Genomic DNA, 14,897 nt, shown 5'->3' with positions numbered 1-14,897 from the left:
GCTCTACAACATGACGCAGGACGACGGCGTGCGGCGCATGCTCTCCTTCCTGCTCGCGCGCGACACCATGCACCAGAACCAGTGGCTGGCGGCGATCCGCGAGCTTGAGGAAGACGGCCTCGAGAGCACGCCCGTGCCCTCAGCCTTTCCGCAGGAGCTCGAGAAAACCGACGTCTCCTATCTCTACGTCGCTGGATCGGAAGGCGGCGTCAGCACCACCGGCCGGTGGGCCAGCGGCGTTTCGGCCGACGGTCGCGGCGAGATCACTGCCGTGCGGCTCGAGCCGCTGACGGATGACGACGGCCTGCTCGCGCCGGTCGATCCACGCACCTACGGCACGCCGCCTGCTCCGGTTCCGGCGAAGGCGGCGGAGTAATTCATCTTCCGTTTCCTCCCCCATTCGCGGGCGCCCGGGCGCCCGCTCCTTTTTTTCGGAGCGCTCTCATGGCCAGTTTCGATCAAGACGTCGTCCGTTCCACCTTTGTCGTCGGGTTGCGTGACGCGCACGCCGTCGAAGGCGCTGTCGCTCATCGACCGGCAGCTTGACCGGCTAAAGAACTACGAGGAGGTCGCCGAGCAGTTGCGCCGTCATCGCGGCGAGACTGAACAGCAGATTGGGCGGCTCGAGCAGATCCTCGGTTCGCTCGACGAAAGCCACTCCGCCCTCAAGGACGCCGCGCTGGGCGGCAATCTGGCCGCCCTCGGCCACGCCATCGCGAGCGACGAAATCCTGAAGAACACGTTTGCGAACTTCGCCTTCGAGAATTTCGAGGCGGGAGCTATCGCTCGCTGATCACGATCGCTGAGGCGGGCGCATTCAGCTCCGCCGTTCCGCTGCTTCAGAACAGCCTCGACCCTTCCGTTGATCATCATTCGAACGGAGATCGTCGCGCTCCCGACCAGGACCTGGGACATTGCAGCAGCGTTTGCAGTTCTGGGACAAAAACCGGGCCGACGTAATGCGGATTGAACCAATCTTCTACCTATTAGGGGCCGATTTACGCGGAGGTCGGGTCGGCGGGTCGCCGGCGGTTCGGCAGATGGCGTCACAGAGCGGCTGGAGATCAAGACGGACCTCGAGAAGGCGCTCAGCGCGACCCCAGTGTTCTCAGCCAGCGCACGACGTCGATCCAGCGTCCTCGGTATGTTGACGCACCCGATCGAGGAGTTTTCGGGCTAAGACGACGAAGCGCCCCAACGGTCCCTGCCGCCGCTAGGCGCTGATCAGATCGGACGTTCCAGCGTCGGCGCCAGCGCCGCGAGCACCACCGCGCCGATTAACCGCCGTGGCGGCGGGGTCTCCTCAGATTTCTTCGATGATCGACCGGATTTCGGACAGCGAGCTTGTCCATCGGAAACGGCTTGCTCATGACGTGCATCGCGGTTCGAGATGCCCATTCGCAACAGCGGCGTTTTTCGCGTAGCCCGTTATGAAGAGGATCTTGAGGTTCGGCCGACGCATCCGCGCCTTGTCCGCCATCTGCTTTCCGTTCATCCCGTCAGGCGGACCGAGATTGGTGATCAGCAGGTCGATTTTAACGTCGGATTCCAGGACCTTCAGCCCTGACGCAGCGTCCACCGCCTCGATCGCCTGATAGCCGAGGTCCCCGAGGGTATCCCACCAGCATACGCACCGTCGGCTCATCGTCCACAACAAGAACCGTTTCGCCAGCCTCAGCACGCGGCAGCTGCGTCTGGTCCGGGCCGACCTCATCTTCGGCCGGATCGCCCGTATGGCGCGGCAGATAAATCTTCACCGTGGTGCCGTGACCCACCTCCGAGTAGATCCGGACTTGGTCGCCTGATTGCTTTGTAAAGCCATAGATCATGGAAAGGCCCACCCCGGTGCCCTTCCCGGCGGGCGTCGTTCCAAGTGGTCCAAAGCGGGCTCGGCTGGCCTTCGTTCTTTGGCGCTGGCTTTGCTTTGCCACTACAGCAAGTCGGCGCTTCTTAGTGACAGGCGCGCGTTCCGCCGTGTCAACAAGGCCGGGAACGTTCGGACCTCGATATGAAGCAGGAGATGGTCGTACAGCGTTCGCCGTTCTTCGGCGTCCAATTTCGCATCCAGGCGGCGGCCGAAAAAGCTTTCCAACATTCTGGGGGTGAGGCTTCTGGACACGGACGGCGGGCGCTCACGCTGACGGTTTCGCGGGGACGGGATTTGCTCGGCCGCACAAGAACCGTCAACGCGGCCAGAGCGCTGCGCACAGATTTTCGCCACGCCCGCAGAGACGCTCTGTCCACTCGCGATCACGACCGGTGCTTGGTCAACCAGCATGATGGAGAGGTCGGCGAGCGACCGTGCCCGAGATGCTGGCGGCGGGGAACCCGATCAGAGAAGCGGCCGCAGCCTTACTCGGTCGATCGTGACTCTTCGAGCTCGTGGAGCAATTTGGAGCTCGGCACTCCGAGCGCGACTGCGATCCCCTCGAGCACCGTCACCGTGGGATTGCGCACGCCGCGCTCGACGCCCGAGACATAGGTCCGGTGGAGCTTCGCCTCGAAGGCGAGCGCCTCCTGAGACCAGCCCTTCTCCCGCCGGTAACGCTTCACATTAAGGCCGACCCGGCGACGCACGTCCATGAACGGACGGTCAGGGTGATGTTGCCTATGGATCTACAGACTATGAGTCTCATTTTGCTCGACAAGGCCGTTCCTCCGAGCACTATGACGACCATGAGTCTCATGCGGAAAGCGTTGGATGCGTTGTGCGAGTGCGGGTTTAGAAGTCGAAGGCTGAAGCCTTGGCAACCGGGCGGACGCAAAGTCGCCCTCTCAACCTCTTCTTCGGTTGGCGGCCACGAGACGGCTCATGGCCTCAGACCACTCACGCGCCGCGCGTAACGGCGACCAATCTCCATCAACATTCCTACTAATCTAGGCGATCCCATGCTTCAGGCGATCATCGCGGTCAGCATGATCTTTCAGGTCATTTTCGTAGTCAGTCTCGTCAGACTGATATTCCGCTCGCAAAGAGCATCGGCTCGGAAATGGCTTAAACTCTCTGGCGGCGCATTTGTGCTCTGTCTGGCGGCTGTGACGATCGTCCAGATGCGCCAATTGGACGAGGAGGCTGTCGCACTAGGTTTCCAAAACTCAGCGGACCGCCAGAAGGCCCAGTCTGAGGGCATCGACGATCCAGCCGCCTGGCGCGTCCGCAAAGCAGAGCTAGTCGCAGAAGCCGCGAAGCGCCACAAAGAGGAAGAGCGAACGGCTGCGATCGAGAAAGCGGCGGCGGCGGAGCGTAAAGCAGCCGAGATGAAGCTCTCGGCTTGGAAGGAGCAGAATTGCGACAAGGATCTCGATTGTATTGGCCGCGAGAAAAGCGCGATTGCGAACGCTTATTGCTCGATGGCCGTCGAGCGACTCGCAAAGTATCAGTCTGAGTGGACAGATGGTTGGGTAGAGCAGAAGTTCCCATATTACCGCTGGGGAAGCCAAACCGGTATTGTTACCTACTACGGGGGAGCCATCAAATTCCAGAATGGCTTCGGGGCCTGGCAGAACATGATCTACGAGTGCGACTTCGATATTCGACGAGACCGGCCCGTAGACGTCAGGGCGGAAGCAGGTCAGCTCCGCTGAGGAAGCGGTCGTTCAGACCGTAGTCCCGGCGCAGGGTCGCGGGGACCATGGAGGAACGTGACGGCTACCGACCCTATAACCTCGGTGAACGAAAACTCTGCCCCTGCGGCCGTTCCGGGTTGGGGCGCTGCCGCCGGCCGTCGGGCTTCTTCGTCGGATTACGCGTTTTGGTGCGGCGGGTCAGATATGCGAGCGCCTGACTGGTAGAGTCTACCTGGTCATCGTGCTTGCCGTTCGGGAACCCCAGGAGCTCTTTCAGCCAGTCAGCATACCAAGACGCCCAGCCCGGGACGTGCACCTGCCCGGACTCGAAGCGAGCAGACTGAGCCAGGAACCGCGCTTGTTTGTCGATCCTCACCGGCTGCAGGACGACGTTGCGGTGTCCGGTGCGCCGAAGATCCTGAACGATCGCTCGCCCCATATCTCCCTCTTCCACAATCGTCTGATCGACGTCCCAGCGCTCAGCGAGCCCGACGATCTGACGGCGGAGATCCGGAACCTCGCTTCGGACACGAAGGCAGTCGAGCAGATAGAAGTCGAGACCCTTTGCACCCCAGACGGTTCCAACGGACCAGTCGGCGGTCTCGGACAGCGTCGAGGCTGTGTCCCAGCTAGATATAACTAGGTCAAACTCCTCTGGCGCTTCATCGTAGAAGCGCAACCACTCGCGCTTCACGATGTTGCCTTCGAGCGGCAGAGGCTGCTGCTGATATTGGCTGGAGAAAGTGAGGCTGCCCTGAGCACGGCGGATCTGCTCGAGGGTGTCTCTCGGCTCACGTGACGGGTGGAGCACGTCGCCGGCGCGGCGAACGTGGATGTCGGTCGGGTTATCGCTCAGCTGGTAGAGCTGATCTTCGGTCGCGATCGCCGGTACGGAGACCACCTCCCAATCGTCCTTGTCGAGCACATGCCCCACAAGATCGTCCTCGTGGAGCCGCTGCATGATGATCACGATGGCGCCCCGGACCTTGTCGTTGAGCCGCGTGCGGATCGTGTTGTCGAAGGCCTCGTTGACCCTCCGGCGCTCTGCCTCGGACAGGGCGTTGGTCGCTTTGATCGGATCGTCGATTAGGATCAGATCGGCGCCGCGGCCGAGGATCGACCCGTTCATGCCGGCGGCGAACCGGTAGCCGCCGAGCGTCGTGCCGAGCTCCAGATTGCGAGGCCGCCCCGAGAAGGCGAACTCAGGGAACGTCGCTCGATACCAGTCAGTCGCCATGACGCTCCTGGTGTCGACCGAGAGCTTCCTCGCGAGGTCCTCGGCATAGGAGATGGCCATGATCTTCTTCGTCGGATCGCGCCCCATCAGCCAGGCCGAGAACGCGACCGACACCGTGATCGATTTCATCGACCGCGGCGGCACGTTGATGATGAGGCGGCGCACGTCTCCGCGCGCCACCCTCTCGAGCTTCCAGCACAGATGCTGGATGTGCCAGTTGTCCTGGTACACGACGCCCTGTTCGAGCGTCACGAACGTCTTCTCCACGAAGGCTGCGAGATCGTGCCGGAGGAGCGCGCGGAGCAGACGGGCGTCACACATCGGCGTCGCCGTCGTCTATGTCGGGATCGCCCTCCTCCGAACCGCCGTCCGGCGACTCGTCCGCACTATCCGCGGAAGCCAGCCCGCGCCGCCGGATAGCCCGGTCGATGATGGCGCGGTCATCTTCGCTGGTCTCCTCGAGACCTTCCGACGGCTCTGTCGCCTGGAAGCGCTCAAACCGGTTCATGACCTGACCGATCACGCGGCCGTCGCCAGACAAGCCGAGCTGAAACTCCCGGATGACCAAGGCCGCCAGACCCGTCACTCTCCGCTTCTCGCCATTCAGGCTGAGCTCTATGATCTCGCCATAGACCTCGCTGTACACAGTCTTGAGGTTCAAGCTTCCCTTTTTGCGGCCGCCTGGGTTGCCGCTCTGGCCCTTCTTGAACTGACTCGCTTTCGGGGGCTTGCGGTAGCCGACCTCGTAACCATCGCCGCGGCTGGGCTTCTTCGGCTTCGTCATGTCCGTCACTCCGCAGCGAGGGCGGCGGGAACACGGCGGCGCACGCGGATGGCGCGCGCTTGCGGATCGATGTCGGGCTCCGGCGCCCGTTCACCGCTCTCTGCGCCGCGCATAGCTGCGAGCTCGGCGAACGTCGCGCCCGTCCCGACGTGGCGGGCGACGCCGCCCGACCACGCCTCCCAGCGGCGGATCGCGACGTCGACGTAAGCCGGGTCGAGATCAATCACCCGCGCACGGCGGCCGGTCTTGGCCGCGGCGATGATCGTGGTGCCTGACCCTGAGAAGGCGTCGAGCACGATGTCGTTGCGGTTAGAGACGTCGCGAATCGCATCGGCGATCAACGCCACCGGCTTCGGCGTCGGGTGCAGCTCGAGTTCTTTGCGCAGGCTCGCCGCGCCCGGATAGGACCAGACGTTGGTGCGGTTGCGGCCGAACTTGCCGAGCTGAACGTTGTTTGCGTGCGGAGCGCTCGGCTCCTTGAACACGAACACCAGCTCGTGCTGGCTGCGATAGAGCGAGCCCATCCCGCCCGAACCCTTGTCCCAGACGCAGAGGTTCTTGAGCTCGAGCTTGGACGCGGAGCCTGCCGCCAGCAACTCGCCCATGTGGCGCCAGTCCATGAATGCCATGTGGATCGAGCCGGGACGGCAGAAGGCCGAGCACTGCGAGAGGAAGCGCGCGAGAAACGCCGTAAAGGCGTCGACGGTCATCTCGCCGACGCCCATCACGAACTCACCGTGACGGCTGCTGCCGACATGGTTCTTGATCGAGACGTTATACGGCGCGTCGCTGACGCTCATCACCGCCCTCTCATCGTCGAGCAGCGCGGCGTAGGTCGCGGGATCGGTAGAGTCGCCGCAGATGATGCGGTGGTCGCCGAGCTCAAATACGTCGCCGTGACGGGCGACCGGCTGCTCGGGCGCCTCCGGAACGTCCTCATCCTCGTCCTTCTGCTCGCTCTCGGCGTCGTCCGTCTCAATGAGGCGGTCGATCTCCGGGGAAGCGAAGCCAGTCACAGTCAGGTCGAACGAGATGTCCGTCTTGAGCTCGATCGAGATCAGCTCGGCGAACTCGATCGCCAGGAGCTTTTTGTCCCAGCCCGCGTTCTCGGCTGTCTTATTGTCCGCCAAGCGCAGAGCGCGCTTCTGCGCATCGTCGAGGTGGCTCACGCGGACCGCCGGCACGGTCTTGCGGCCGAGCAGTTTGGCCGCCGCCACACGGCCGTGACCTGCGATCAGCGTGCCGTCATCTTCGAGCGTGATCGGGATCACGAAGCCGAAGGCGCGGATCGAGTTTTTGATCTGCTCGATCTGTGCCGGCGAGTGCGTCCGCGCACTGCGTGCGTAGCCTTTAATCTCGCCGATCGGCACCTGCTCGATCGTCAGGTTAAGGTTGGCGTACAGGTCGTTTGACTGCGCTGAGAGATCGCCCGCGGCTATCGGGCGATCGATGGTCTTAGTCGTTGGAGAGAAGTTCATAGGAGCAGTTCCCGAGACACAGGTCAGCCGCACACCCACAAGCCTCAGTGCTTGCCCGGCGCTCTTGCAAAGCTGATCCAAATGCCCAAAATCGGGTCTGCTGGAATGATCAGCAACTAATGGCGGAGATTCGCGCGATCGTCAAGAGCTAGACTTGGCGAACACTCGGCACCTCGCGCTAGGCTAAGTTGTTCGTCAATGGTAATGCCAAGAACGTCTCCGCGGAGAATTTCTCTGCTGATTTCCCTCAGAGCAGTGAAAGCGGTCTGGGTGAGACCGGTTCGCTGCGGACTGCCTCCACCACCAAACACTTTTTGAGAACCCGGACTTTCGGCGCGACGAGTTAGCTCGCGCCCTGTCCGCAACTTAGCGCCACTTTCCCGCACCATCGCGTCTCTTTGGGCGAGCACATGCCGCCTCACGCGCGACAAGCGTCGCCTGTCTCCGGCGAGACAGTGCAATGTCGTACGACGTGCGTGATGCGCCAACGCGCGCACGCGCTGAGAGCGCTAGGCGGTGTACCTCTTCGATGAATAAGCTTGGGAGCCTCAGGCTCCGGGCTGCTCGGGCCCGATCATCCGCCACTGTGCGGACCACAGCATCGGCGCGTCAGCGAGCCTCTTTGCCGTAACGCCGCGCGGCAGACGACCGTCAGCGACGGCCTTCACGAGGTCCGGCGCGAGAAGGGCGTAGTCGATCATCCGCTCGACGTGCCGCCGGCTGCAGCCATGTTTTGCGGCGAGTTGATCCAGATCGACGGATCGCCCGCGCTCGAGCTCCGCGACGCATTGCCTTCCCAGACCGATGCATCTCAGCAGGACCGCCCGCGCCTCCGCCTTCATCGGGAGAGCAGTTGCGTCGGTCAGACCCATGATGCCTCGCCCACCCGATCGTTTGGGTGAGGCGATTCGAATCACATCGCCGGCGGTAAGCTGCAATCCGATGACGTCCCCGGAGAGGACGGCTCGGCTCAGATGTTCGTCGACCACCGTGCGGTCATCAGCGTCCGACGCTGATCTCGCGCGAAGCGCCGCGATCACGGCGCTGTCGATCGCCGGCGCCGAGATGCGCTTGACCGATCCCGCGTCGGCTCCCCTTCCCTGCGCCACCATGCAGGAAATATAACAGCGATAGTGGATCCCCTTCTTGTTGGTGACGCTGGACAGCCCGCCCCCGTTCGTTCTTGGGCAGGACGCTCATGCAGCGCGCGCCGACGACCGCCGAGGTGTTCTGTTCGACCTCGGACTTGACCCCCTTCAGATCGACCCGTGATGGTCACGAGCGTCACGTCGCCAGTCGAGGCGCGGCGTCCCACATAGAAGATGTGGTTGCCGTCGCCCTGCGAAATGCTCGATCGCCGCCGAACGCCCCTGGGGGCCGCGATTGTCTCTCCGACGATGTTGATCTTCGCCATCCGGCCCGCGAACATCCCTTCCACCGAGAAAGGCTAAAGATAGCGGAGCAGTGCGCGGCCGACGTCGTTGTTCGCTTCGACCAACCGGTGCAGCTGAGTTATGAAGAGCCGACGCTCATCTTCGGGAAGCGGTGCAATGAGCCGGCGATGGGCGCGTTCGAGAGCGTCCTGCATTTCGATGATCAACGTCTGGCCGGCTTCGGTGAGATAGCTCCGACGGATGCGCCGGTCCTTCTCGGTCGCCTCGCGCCGCACCAATCCTCGCGCTTCGAGCCGCGAGAGCACGTTTGATGTTGTCGTGCGATCGATTCCGATGTCGGCAGCGAGCGACACCTGGTCGGCGCCGGGCCTGACCAGGAGCACCTGTAGAACGCTGGACTGCACCGGCGTGGTGCCGAAGCCTTCGCATTCCTGAAGGTAGATCGACACGTAGATCTGGTGGAGGCGCCGGATCATGAAGCCCGGGCGCTCGAACAGCCCCTTCGCCTTCGACTTGGCTTGCTCGTTCAACGCGCGCTCCGACCGTTCCGAGAGTGATCGCCGATGTTGTGAGAGCCGTTCCGACTCCGTGATCGACTAAAGATCAAAATCCTCGATTTCGCCATCGCACAGTTATCTTGCCCGCAGGAGCTAGCGGCCTGATTTCAAGAGCTTTCTCCAGTGTCGACGCTCGCTCTCGGCCACGGCGGCGGCGCTGTGCCCGTTCGCATCCGAGCGCTTGCGAACGATTTCAGCAGGCGGCGCCCAACAATCGAGATTGACGATTTCAAAGATCATCATCATGCTGATGATCGTGAACGGGCGAAGCTGACGCCTCGCCTTTCCGAACATTCATATCATCAGCATGCTGACGACCTGAATGTTCGGTCTGTAGATGTGAGCATCGCTCATGTATTCGTGAGCGTCGACGACGGGCGCTCCGTCGCGAAACGCCTTCGGATGCTGTCAAAGGGCGAATATTGAAAAGTCACGAGGTTCTTTTTTGCCTCTTATTCGGAATTCGGTTCGAGATGGAGTCAAAGTGACGTATTTCGAGAATGCCGACCGGCAAAGCCTCCGCGGCTTCCTAAACATGGTTCAGGAGCGCTTTCCCGAAGAATTCTTGCGGCTTCCCGATCGGATCGAGACGCTCTATCAGTCGACCTCCATCGTGTTCGAGCTCGAGCGCGCAGGCCGCAGCCCCGTCGTCATGTTCGACGACATCGGCGGCAAGGGCATGCCCTGCGTCACGAACGTCGCGGCGAGCCGCAAATTGCTCGCGGCCTGTCTGGATGTCGCCGAGCAGGATCTTCCGACCGTCTTCCGCGACCGCAGTCAGCGCTACACGCCCTGCGAGACGGTCGACGACGCGCCCTGGAACGACATCGTTCTCGAAGGCGACGACGTGGACCTGACGAGGCTGCCGATCCCGCACCAGTTCACGGTCGATGCGGCTCCGTACATCACGGCCGGTCAGATCACGGCGCGCGATCCCAAGACCGGCGTAGACACGACCGGCTTCCACCGACTGATGCTGAAGGGCAAGAACCGACTCGGCGTCTCGCTCCATTCGCGCCGTCGGATGCACGAATTTCACCGTCGCGCCGAAGACATGGGTCAATCGCTTCCGGTCGCGATCACCCTCGGGGTGCATCCGCTCCATTACATGGGCTCGATGACCTACGCGTATCCGCCGCACGTGCGGAAGTTCGAGATCATCGGCGGCCTCTTCGGCGAGCCTTACCGACTAGCCCGCTGCGGGGTTCAGGATCTCGAAGTGCCGGCCGGCGCGGAGATCATCATCGAGGGCGAAATCCTCGCTAACGTGCACGAGCCGGAAGGTCCGTTCGGCGAGTTCACCGGCTATGCTTCCTATCGCAGTACGCAGAACGTGTTCGTGGCCCATCGCGTGCGGATGCGACGGGACGCCATGTTCCACAGCGTCACGGCCGGCATGGCCAAGGACCATATCCTGATCTCCTGCATCACGCGGGAGGGCGAGATCCTGAACGCGCTGAGGCGCAACATCCCGAACGTCCAGGCCGTCCATGTGCCGCATTCGACATGCGGCGCTTTCATGGCCGTGATCTCGCTGAAGAAGATCGCCGAAGGCGAGGCGCAGATGGCCGCGATGGCAGCGCTCAGCACCGAGCTTTACACGAAATACGTCATCGTCGTGGACGAGGATGTCGACATCTTTGACATGAACGACGTGTTCTGGGCTATCGCGACGCGTGTGCGCGCAGAGAAGGACATTTTCTTCGTTCCGGGCTGCAAAGGCGCGATCCTCGACCCGAGCTCAGACCCCGAGAACTTCACGTTGACGAAAATGGGCATCGACGCGACTCGCCCCACCGGCCGCGACTTCGCGGAACGCCTCGTGATCTCCGACGAGGAGCGGGAGAAAGCGCGACAGATCCTCGAACGAGCCGGCGTCCGGATCTGAGCCGCGAAGGCGGCGCGTCTCGAGGCCCAGGAAGCATCCCATCGACGTCATTTTCGCTGATCAAAGGCAAGAAGGAGAATGCGATGATCGGGCGTATCGTTAAATCTGGGCTCGCAATTGGAACGTTGCTGCTGGGCGTTCAGGCCGTCGCCGCCGAGACGAAGATCAAGTTCGCCCTCGACTGGATACCAGGCTCGGTGCATGCGCCCTTCATGATCGCGCAGCAGAAGGGCTACTACAAAGCGGAAGGACTCGACGTCCAGATCGACCCTGGCAAGGGATCCGGCGAAGTCGTCCGGCAGCTCGCCTCCGGCCTCTATGACATGGGCTATCCGGACATCAACATCCTGATGGAGTTCGTGGCCAAGAACCCCGATCAGGGCTTTCCGGTCGTGATGAGCGGCTACGAGCAGGCGCCGGCGGCGATCTTCACGCTGAAATCGAGCGGCATCACCGAGCCGAAGCAACTCGCAGGCAAAAAGCTTGGCTCCGCCGCCCACGACTCGACCTTCAAGCTGTTCCCGGCCTTCGCCCAGCTCAACGGCCTGGACCCGAACTCAGTGCAGGTGCAGTACATCGAGCCGAACCTGCGCGAAGTGCTGCTGACCCGACGCGACGTCGACGCGATTCCGGGACAGTTCTTCAATTCCTACATCATGCTCAAGTCGAAGGGCGTGAAGGAGGATGAGATCAGCTACTTCATGTACAACGAGCACGGCCTAGCGCTCTACGGCAACTCCATCGCCGTATCGCGCAAGTTCCTCAAGGAGAACCCCGATGCGGTGCGCGGCTTCCTGCGGGCTACGGTGAAGGGGGTTCGCGACATGGTGCGCGACCCGGAGGAAGGCGTGAAGGCGGCGCTCGCCTATCAGCCGCTGCTCAACGCCGATGTTGAGCGGGAGCGGCTCAACTTAGCCCTCAAGTGCTGCATTGCGACCGAGAACGTCCTCAAGGACGGGTACGGCGTGGTCGACATGGACCGGCTGCGTAAAGACATCGACGTGATCGCCAAGGCTTACAACCTACCGCGCGCGCCGGGTGTCGAGGAGATCTACAATCCTTCCTTCCTGCCCTCGCAGCAGGACCGGCTGGTTCGCTAACGGCGCCGCTTGCCGGGCGCTGTCCCGGACTCGCACCTCGGGTCCGGAGATTTCCACGTTCCGCCCGCCAATTGACGCGCTCACCAAGGCCCTCGGCATGAGCTTCATCGAGATCGAGAACGTCGACCTCGCCTATGGGGGCGCCGCCCGCGGCACCCTCGCGGTCTCCGGAGCGAACCTCACGATCGGCCACGGCGAGTTCGTCGCTCTGGTCGGTCCGAGCGGCTGCGGGAAGTCAACGTTGCTGAAGCTCATCGCGGGCCTCGTGCGTCCAACGGCCGGCCGCGTTCGGGTCGGCGGTGCGGAGGTCACTGCCCCGCTCAAGATCGTCGGAATGGCGTTCCAGAACCCGACGTTGCTGCCGTGGAGGAGCATCCGCGACAACATCATGCTGCCGCTCGAGATCGTAGAGCCGCACCGCCGCACGCTGAAGCAGGATCGTGACAAGAACGTCGCGCGCGTCGACGCGCTGCTCGCGCGGGTGGGCCTGACCGGCTTCGCCGACAAGATGCCGTGGGAGCTTTCAGGAGGGATGCAGCAGCGCGCCCAACTCTGCCGCGCCCTAATACACGAACCCTCGATCCTGCTGCTCGACGAACCGTTCGCCGCCCTCGACACTTTCACGCGAGAGGATCTCTGGGCCGCCCTACAGGATCTCTGGCAGTTCCGCCAGTGCACCGTGATTCTTGTGACGCACGAATTGCGCGAAGCTGTTTATCTCGCTCAGACCGTGCACGTGATGTCGGCTCGCCCCGGGCGCCTCATCAAGCAAAGCTCCGTCGATATCGACCGGCCGCGCACGCTCGCCACCACCTTCGACCCGCAGTTCGTCGAACTCGTCCATCAGCTTCGCCAGGCTATCAGCGACGGTAAAAACCTATGAGCCCGACCGCCTATGAACGCATCGCGCCCTGGATCACAGCGGCCCTCCTTGTCGCGCTGTGGTGGGCCGTCATCGTCTTGTTCAATGTCCAGCACTACGTCATGCCGACGCCCATCGAGACGATCGTGGCGCTGTTCCAGTACTGGCGGCCGCTGGCGACGAACGGCCTCTTTACGTTGGGCACGACTGTCGCGGGCTTCCTCATAGCCGTCGTGTTCGGAATGGCGCTCGGCATTCTGGTCGGCTCGTCGCGCCTTGTTTATTGCGCGCTTTATCCGATCATCGTCGCCTTCAACAGCGTGCCGAAGGCGGCGTTGGTGCCGATCCTCGTGGTTTGGTTCGGCCTTGGAACCGTGCCGGCAATTCTGACTGCGTTCATGCTGTCTTTCTTCCCGGTGGTCGCGAACGTCGCCCTGGCCTTTTCGACGATCGAGCCAGAGCTCGACGACCTGATGCGCTCACTCGGCGGCTCGCGGCGCGACATGGTGATGAAGATTGGCATCCCCCGCTCGCTGCCTTACGTGTTCGCGTCGCTGAAGATCGCCATCACGCTGTCGTTCGTCGGCTCCGTGATCGCCGAGATCATCGGCGGCAACAGCGGCATCGGCAACGTGATGCTGGTCGCGAGCTCGAACTTCAACATGCCGCTCGTATTCGCGGCGCTGGTCGTTGTGGGCGTGATGGGCATCGGCATGTACGCCGTGTTCGACTTCTTCGAGCGCCGCATGACCTCGTGGTCGGTGCGCGCCCCGAACCCCGCCGGTTCGGTCCGCGGCGCTTGAGGCCGTCCGAAACCAGTCCGGCGCCCGGCGCCTCCCCACTGCGGACCTTCGCGGTGGCTCTCTACGACCGAAAGGTCGTGCAGGCCGCCTGCCTCGCCCTGCAGGACGTCCACGGCCTCGACGTAAACGTCGTGCTGTTCGCGGCCTGGACCGGAGCGGCTCTCGGCCGCGCCTTGGGGGCGAGCGACGCTCGGACCGCGGACGAGGCCGTGGCGGCCTGGCGTGAGCGGGTCGTGGGGCCGCTTCGCTCCGTCCGGCGCGACATGAAGTCCATGGCGTCCGGCCTCGCTGGCGGGGACGCCTTGCGCGCGAAGGTAAAGGCGGTCGAGCTCGAGGCGGAACTCATCGAGCTTGACGCACTCGATCGCCTTGGCGCGGAGGTCGGCGAGGCAGCGGCGCCGAGTTCGGAGCTCGCGCTCGCAAACATTCGAACGATTGTCACCGCGCTAGCGCGCGACCCGGGAGGCGCGGAGGCGCATGTCGCCGCGATAGCCGCGGCAATCGGATCGAATACGGACATCGGATCAAGCGCATGAGACGGCTCATTGTCGCGATCACGGGCGCTTCAGGCGCGATCTACGGTGTGCGCGCGCTGGAGATGCTGCGGGACGTAGAGGGCCTCGAGACCCATCTCATCCTGACGCAGGCCGGCATCCGGACTGTCAATGCCGAGCTCGACCTTAGCGTCGACGAGGTGCGCGGGCTGGCGGACCACGTCCACAACCCAAAGGACATCGGCGCATCGATCTCGTCCGGGTCCTACGTGACGGAAGGCATGCTGGTCGCGCCGTGCTCCATCAAGAGCCTCAGCGGCATCGCGCATTGCTACAATGATGAGTTGGTGGTGCGCGCCGCGGATGTCTGCCTGAAAGAGCGTCGGCGGCTTGTGCTTCTGCTACGCGAGACCCCATTCCACCTCGGGCATATCGAGCTGATGGCCCAGGCGACTCGCAACGGCGCGATCGTGATGCCGCCGGTACCGGCCTTCTATCACCGGCCCGAAACGGTCGACGACATCGTCAACCAGACGATCGCCCGAGCGCTCGACCTTTTCGGCGTTTCCGTGCAGTCCATCCGGCGCTGGAACGGCCGAACCTCGATAAGCTCGGTCTGAACAGGTCGCCTCAGCGTCCGCTTGCCAGCCTGCGCTCGTAGCTCTGGTGCGAAGCGTGCCTGTGGGATTTGGCAGAAGCATGTGTCGGGTTGCCGCTCAGCGGCACTAGATTG

General features: G+C 63.1%; 16 protein-coding genes and 1 pseudogene. 10 read left to right on the top strand and 7 right to left on the bottom strand.

The features are described 5' to 3' along the window. Together VM780_RS00420 and VM780_RS00415 are read left to right on the top strand one after the other, a co-directional pair. On the top strand, positions 1–376 hold a 376-nt coding region (locus tag VM780_RS00420), incomplete at its 5' end, for a manganese catalase family protein (RefSeq protein WP_325443959.1). A gap of 120 nt (positions 377–496) precedes the next feature. Beyond that, entirely contained in the window at positions 497–793 is a 297-nt protein-coding gene (locus tag VM780_RS00415; protein ID WP_325443957.1) for a DUF892 family protein, read from the top strand. Between the two features lie 484 nt (positions 794–1,277). On the opposite strand, the pseudogene VM780_RS00410 reads toward VM780_RS00415, so the two are convergent. Both VM780_RS00410 and VM780_RS00405 read right to left on the bottom strand, forming a co-directional pair. Continuing rightward, positions 1,278–1,883 (bottom strand): annotated as a pseudogene (locus VM780_RS00410) (response regulator); the annotation flags it as partial. A gap of 469 nt (positions 1,884–2,352) precedes the next feature. Then, positions 2,353–2,583: a helix-turn-helix transcriptional regulator gene (locus tag VM780_RS00405; protein WP_325443955.1), complete on the bottom strand. Its 231-nt coding sequence runs from the start codon at positions 2,581–2,583 to the stop codon at positions 2,353–2,355. A 306-nt stretch (positions 2,584–2,889) separates the two neighbouring features. On the opposite strand from VM780_RS00405, the gene VM780_RS00400 reads away from it, so the two are divergent. After that, entirely contained in the window at positions 2,890–3,585 is a 696-nt protein-coding gene (locus tag VM780_RS00400) for a hypothetical protein (RefSeq protein WP_325443953.1), read from the top strand. Positions 3,586–3,658: 73 nt separating this feature from the next. On the opposite strand, the gene terL is transcribed toward VM780_RS00400, so the two are convergent. The 5 genes from terL to VM780_RS00375 form a co-directional block, all read right to left on the bottom strand. Further along, entirely contained in the window at positions 3,659–5,056 is a 1,398-nt protein-coding gene (gene terL, locus VM780_RS00395) for a phage terminase large subunit (protein ID WP_325443951.1), read from the bottom strand. Positions 5,057–5,117: 61 nt separating this feature from the next. Then, on the bottom strand, positions 5,118–5,588 hold the full coding sequence (locus tag VM780_RS00390) for a DUF5681 domain-containing protein (RefSeq protein ID WP_325443949.1): 471 nt from the start codon (positions 5,586–5,588) through the stop codon (positions 5,118–5,120). 5 nt (positions 5,589–5,593) lie between these two features. After that, entirely contained in the window at positions 5,594–7,066 is a 1,473-nt protein-coding gene (locus VM780_RS00385; RefSeq protein WP_325443947.1) for a DNA methyltransferase, read from the bottom strand. Positions 7,067–7,614: 548 nt separating this feature from the next. Beyond that, positions 7,615–8,178 carry a hypothetical protein gene (locus tag VM780_RS00380; RefSeq protein WP_325443945.1) on the bottom strand — a complete coding sequence of 188 codons (564 nt, stop codon included), beginning with the start codon at positions 8,176–8,178 and terminating at the stop codon, positions 7,615–7,617. 335 nt (positions 8,179–8,513) lie between these two features. Further along, positions 8,514–8,990, bottom strand: coding sequence for a MarR family winged helix-turn-helix transcriptional regulator (locus tag VM780_RS00375; protein WP_325443942.1), 477 nt, complete (start codon positions 8,988–8,990; stop codon positions 8,514–8,516). 150 nt (positions 8,991–9,140) lie between these two features. On the opposite strand from VM780_RS00375, the gene VM780_RS00370 reads away from it, so the two are divergent. The 7 genes from VM780_RS00370 (at position 9,141) to VM780_RS00340 (ending at position 14,784) form a co-directional block, all read left to right on the top strand. Further along, entirely contained in the window at positions 9,141–9,443 is a 303-nt protein-coding gene (locus tag VM780_RS00370; RefSeq protein ID WP_325443940.1) for a hypothetical protein, read from the top strand. A 58-nt stretch (positions 9,444–9,501) separates the two neighbouring features. Then, positions 9,502–10,905: a UbiD family decarboxylase gene (locus VM780_RS00365; RefSeq protein WP_325443938.1), complete on the top strand. Its 1,404-nt coding sequence runs from the start codon at positions 9,502–9,504 to the stop codon at positions 10,903–10,905. 83 nt (positions 10,906–10,988) lie between these two features. Continuing rightward, positions 10,989–12,005: an ABC transporter substrate-binding protein gene (locus VM780_RS00360; RefSeq protein WP_325443936.1), complete on the top strand. Its 1,017-nt coding sequence runs from the start codon at positions 10,989–10,991 to the stop codon at positions 12,003–12,005. 97 nt (positions 12,006–12,102) lie between these two features. Next, positions 12,103–12,888 (top strand): ABC transporter ATP-binding protein, encoded by a 786-nt coding sequence (locus tag VM780_RS00355; protein WP_325443934.1) that lies wholly within the window; start codon positions 12,103–12,105, stop codon positions 12,886–12,888. Beyond that, a complete protein-coding gene (locus tag VM780_RS00350; protein ID WP_325443932.1) occupies positions 12,885–13,670 on the top strand; it encodes an ABC transporter permease in 786 nt (261 codons plus the stop codon). Before VM780_RS00355 ends, VM780_RS00350 begins: the two co-directional genes overlap by 4 nt. Beyond that, complete coding sequence (locus VM780_RS00345) at positions 13,622–14,206, top strand: TIGR02444 family protein (protein ID WP_325443930.1); 585 nt, start codon at positions 13,622–13,624, stop codon at positions 14,204–14,206. The genes VM780_RS00350 and VM780_RS00345 overlap by 49 nt, the downstream gene beginning before the upstream one ends. Then, positions 14,203–14,784: a UbiX family flavin prenyltransferase gene (locus tag VM780_RS00340; RefSeq protein ID WP_325443928.1), complete on the top strand. Its 582-nt coding sequence runs from the start codon at positions 14,203–14,205 to the stop codon at positions 14,782–14,784. Before VM780_RS00345 ends, VM780_RS00340 begins: the two co-directional genes overlap by 4 nt. The last annotated feature ends 113 nt before the right edge of the window (positions 14,785–14,897 follow it).

It is taken from the genome of Hansschlegelia sp. (genome assembly GCF_035538955.1).
Taxonomy (GTDB): Bacteria; Pseudomonadota; Alphaproteobacteria; order Rhizobiales; family Methylopilaceae; genus Methylopila.
Note: the sequence above shows the minus strand (reverse complement) of the source record. Positions and strands in the feature narration are given on the sequence as shown.

Excerpts from the sequence above, each read along its gene's own strand:
- VM780_RS00405 (WP_325443955.1), bottom strand. The coding sequence starts at position 2,583 with ATGGACGTGCGTCGCCGGGTCGGCCTTAATGTGAAGCGTTACCGGCGG.
- VM780_RS00400 (WP_325443953.1), top strand. The coding sequence starts at position 2,890 with ATGCTTCAGGCGATCATCGCGGTCAGCATGATCTTTCAGGTCATTTTC.
- VM780_RS00390 (WP_325443949.1), bottom strand. The coding sequence starts at position 5,588 with ATGACGAAGCCGAAGAAGCCCAGCCGCGGCGATGGTTACGAGGTCGGC.
- VM780_RS00385 (WP_325443947.1), bottom strand. The coding sequence starts at position 7,066 with ATGAACTTCTCTCCAACGACTAAGACCATCGATCGCCCGATAGCCGCG.
- VM780_RS00380 (WP_325443945.1), bottom strand. The coding sequence starts at position 8,178 with ATGGTGGCGCAGGGAAGGGGAGCCGACGCGGGATCGGTCAAGCGCATC.
- VM780_RS00360 (WP_325443936.1), top strand. The coding sequence starts at position 10,989 with ATGATCGGGCGTATCGTTAAATCTGGGCTCGCAATTGGAACGTTGCTG.
- VM780_RS00355 (WP_325443934.1), top strand. The coding sequence starts at position 12,103 with ATGAGCTTCATCGAGATCGAGAACGTCGACCTCGCCTATGGGGGCGCC.
- VM780_RS00350 (WP_325443932.1), top strand. The coding sequence starts at position 12,885 with ATGAGCCCGACCGCCTATGAACGCATCGCGCCCTGGATCACAGCGGCC.
- VM780_RS00340 (WP_325443928.1), top strand. The coding sequence starts at position 14,203 with ATGAGACGGCTCATTGTCGCGATCACGGGCGCTTCAGGCGCGATCTAC.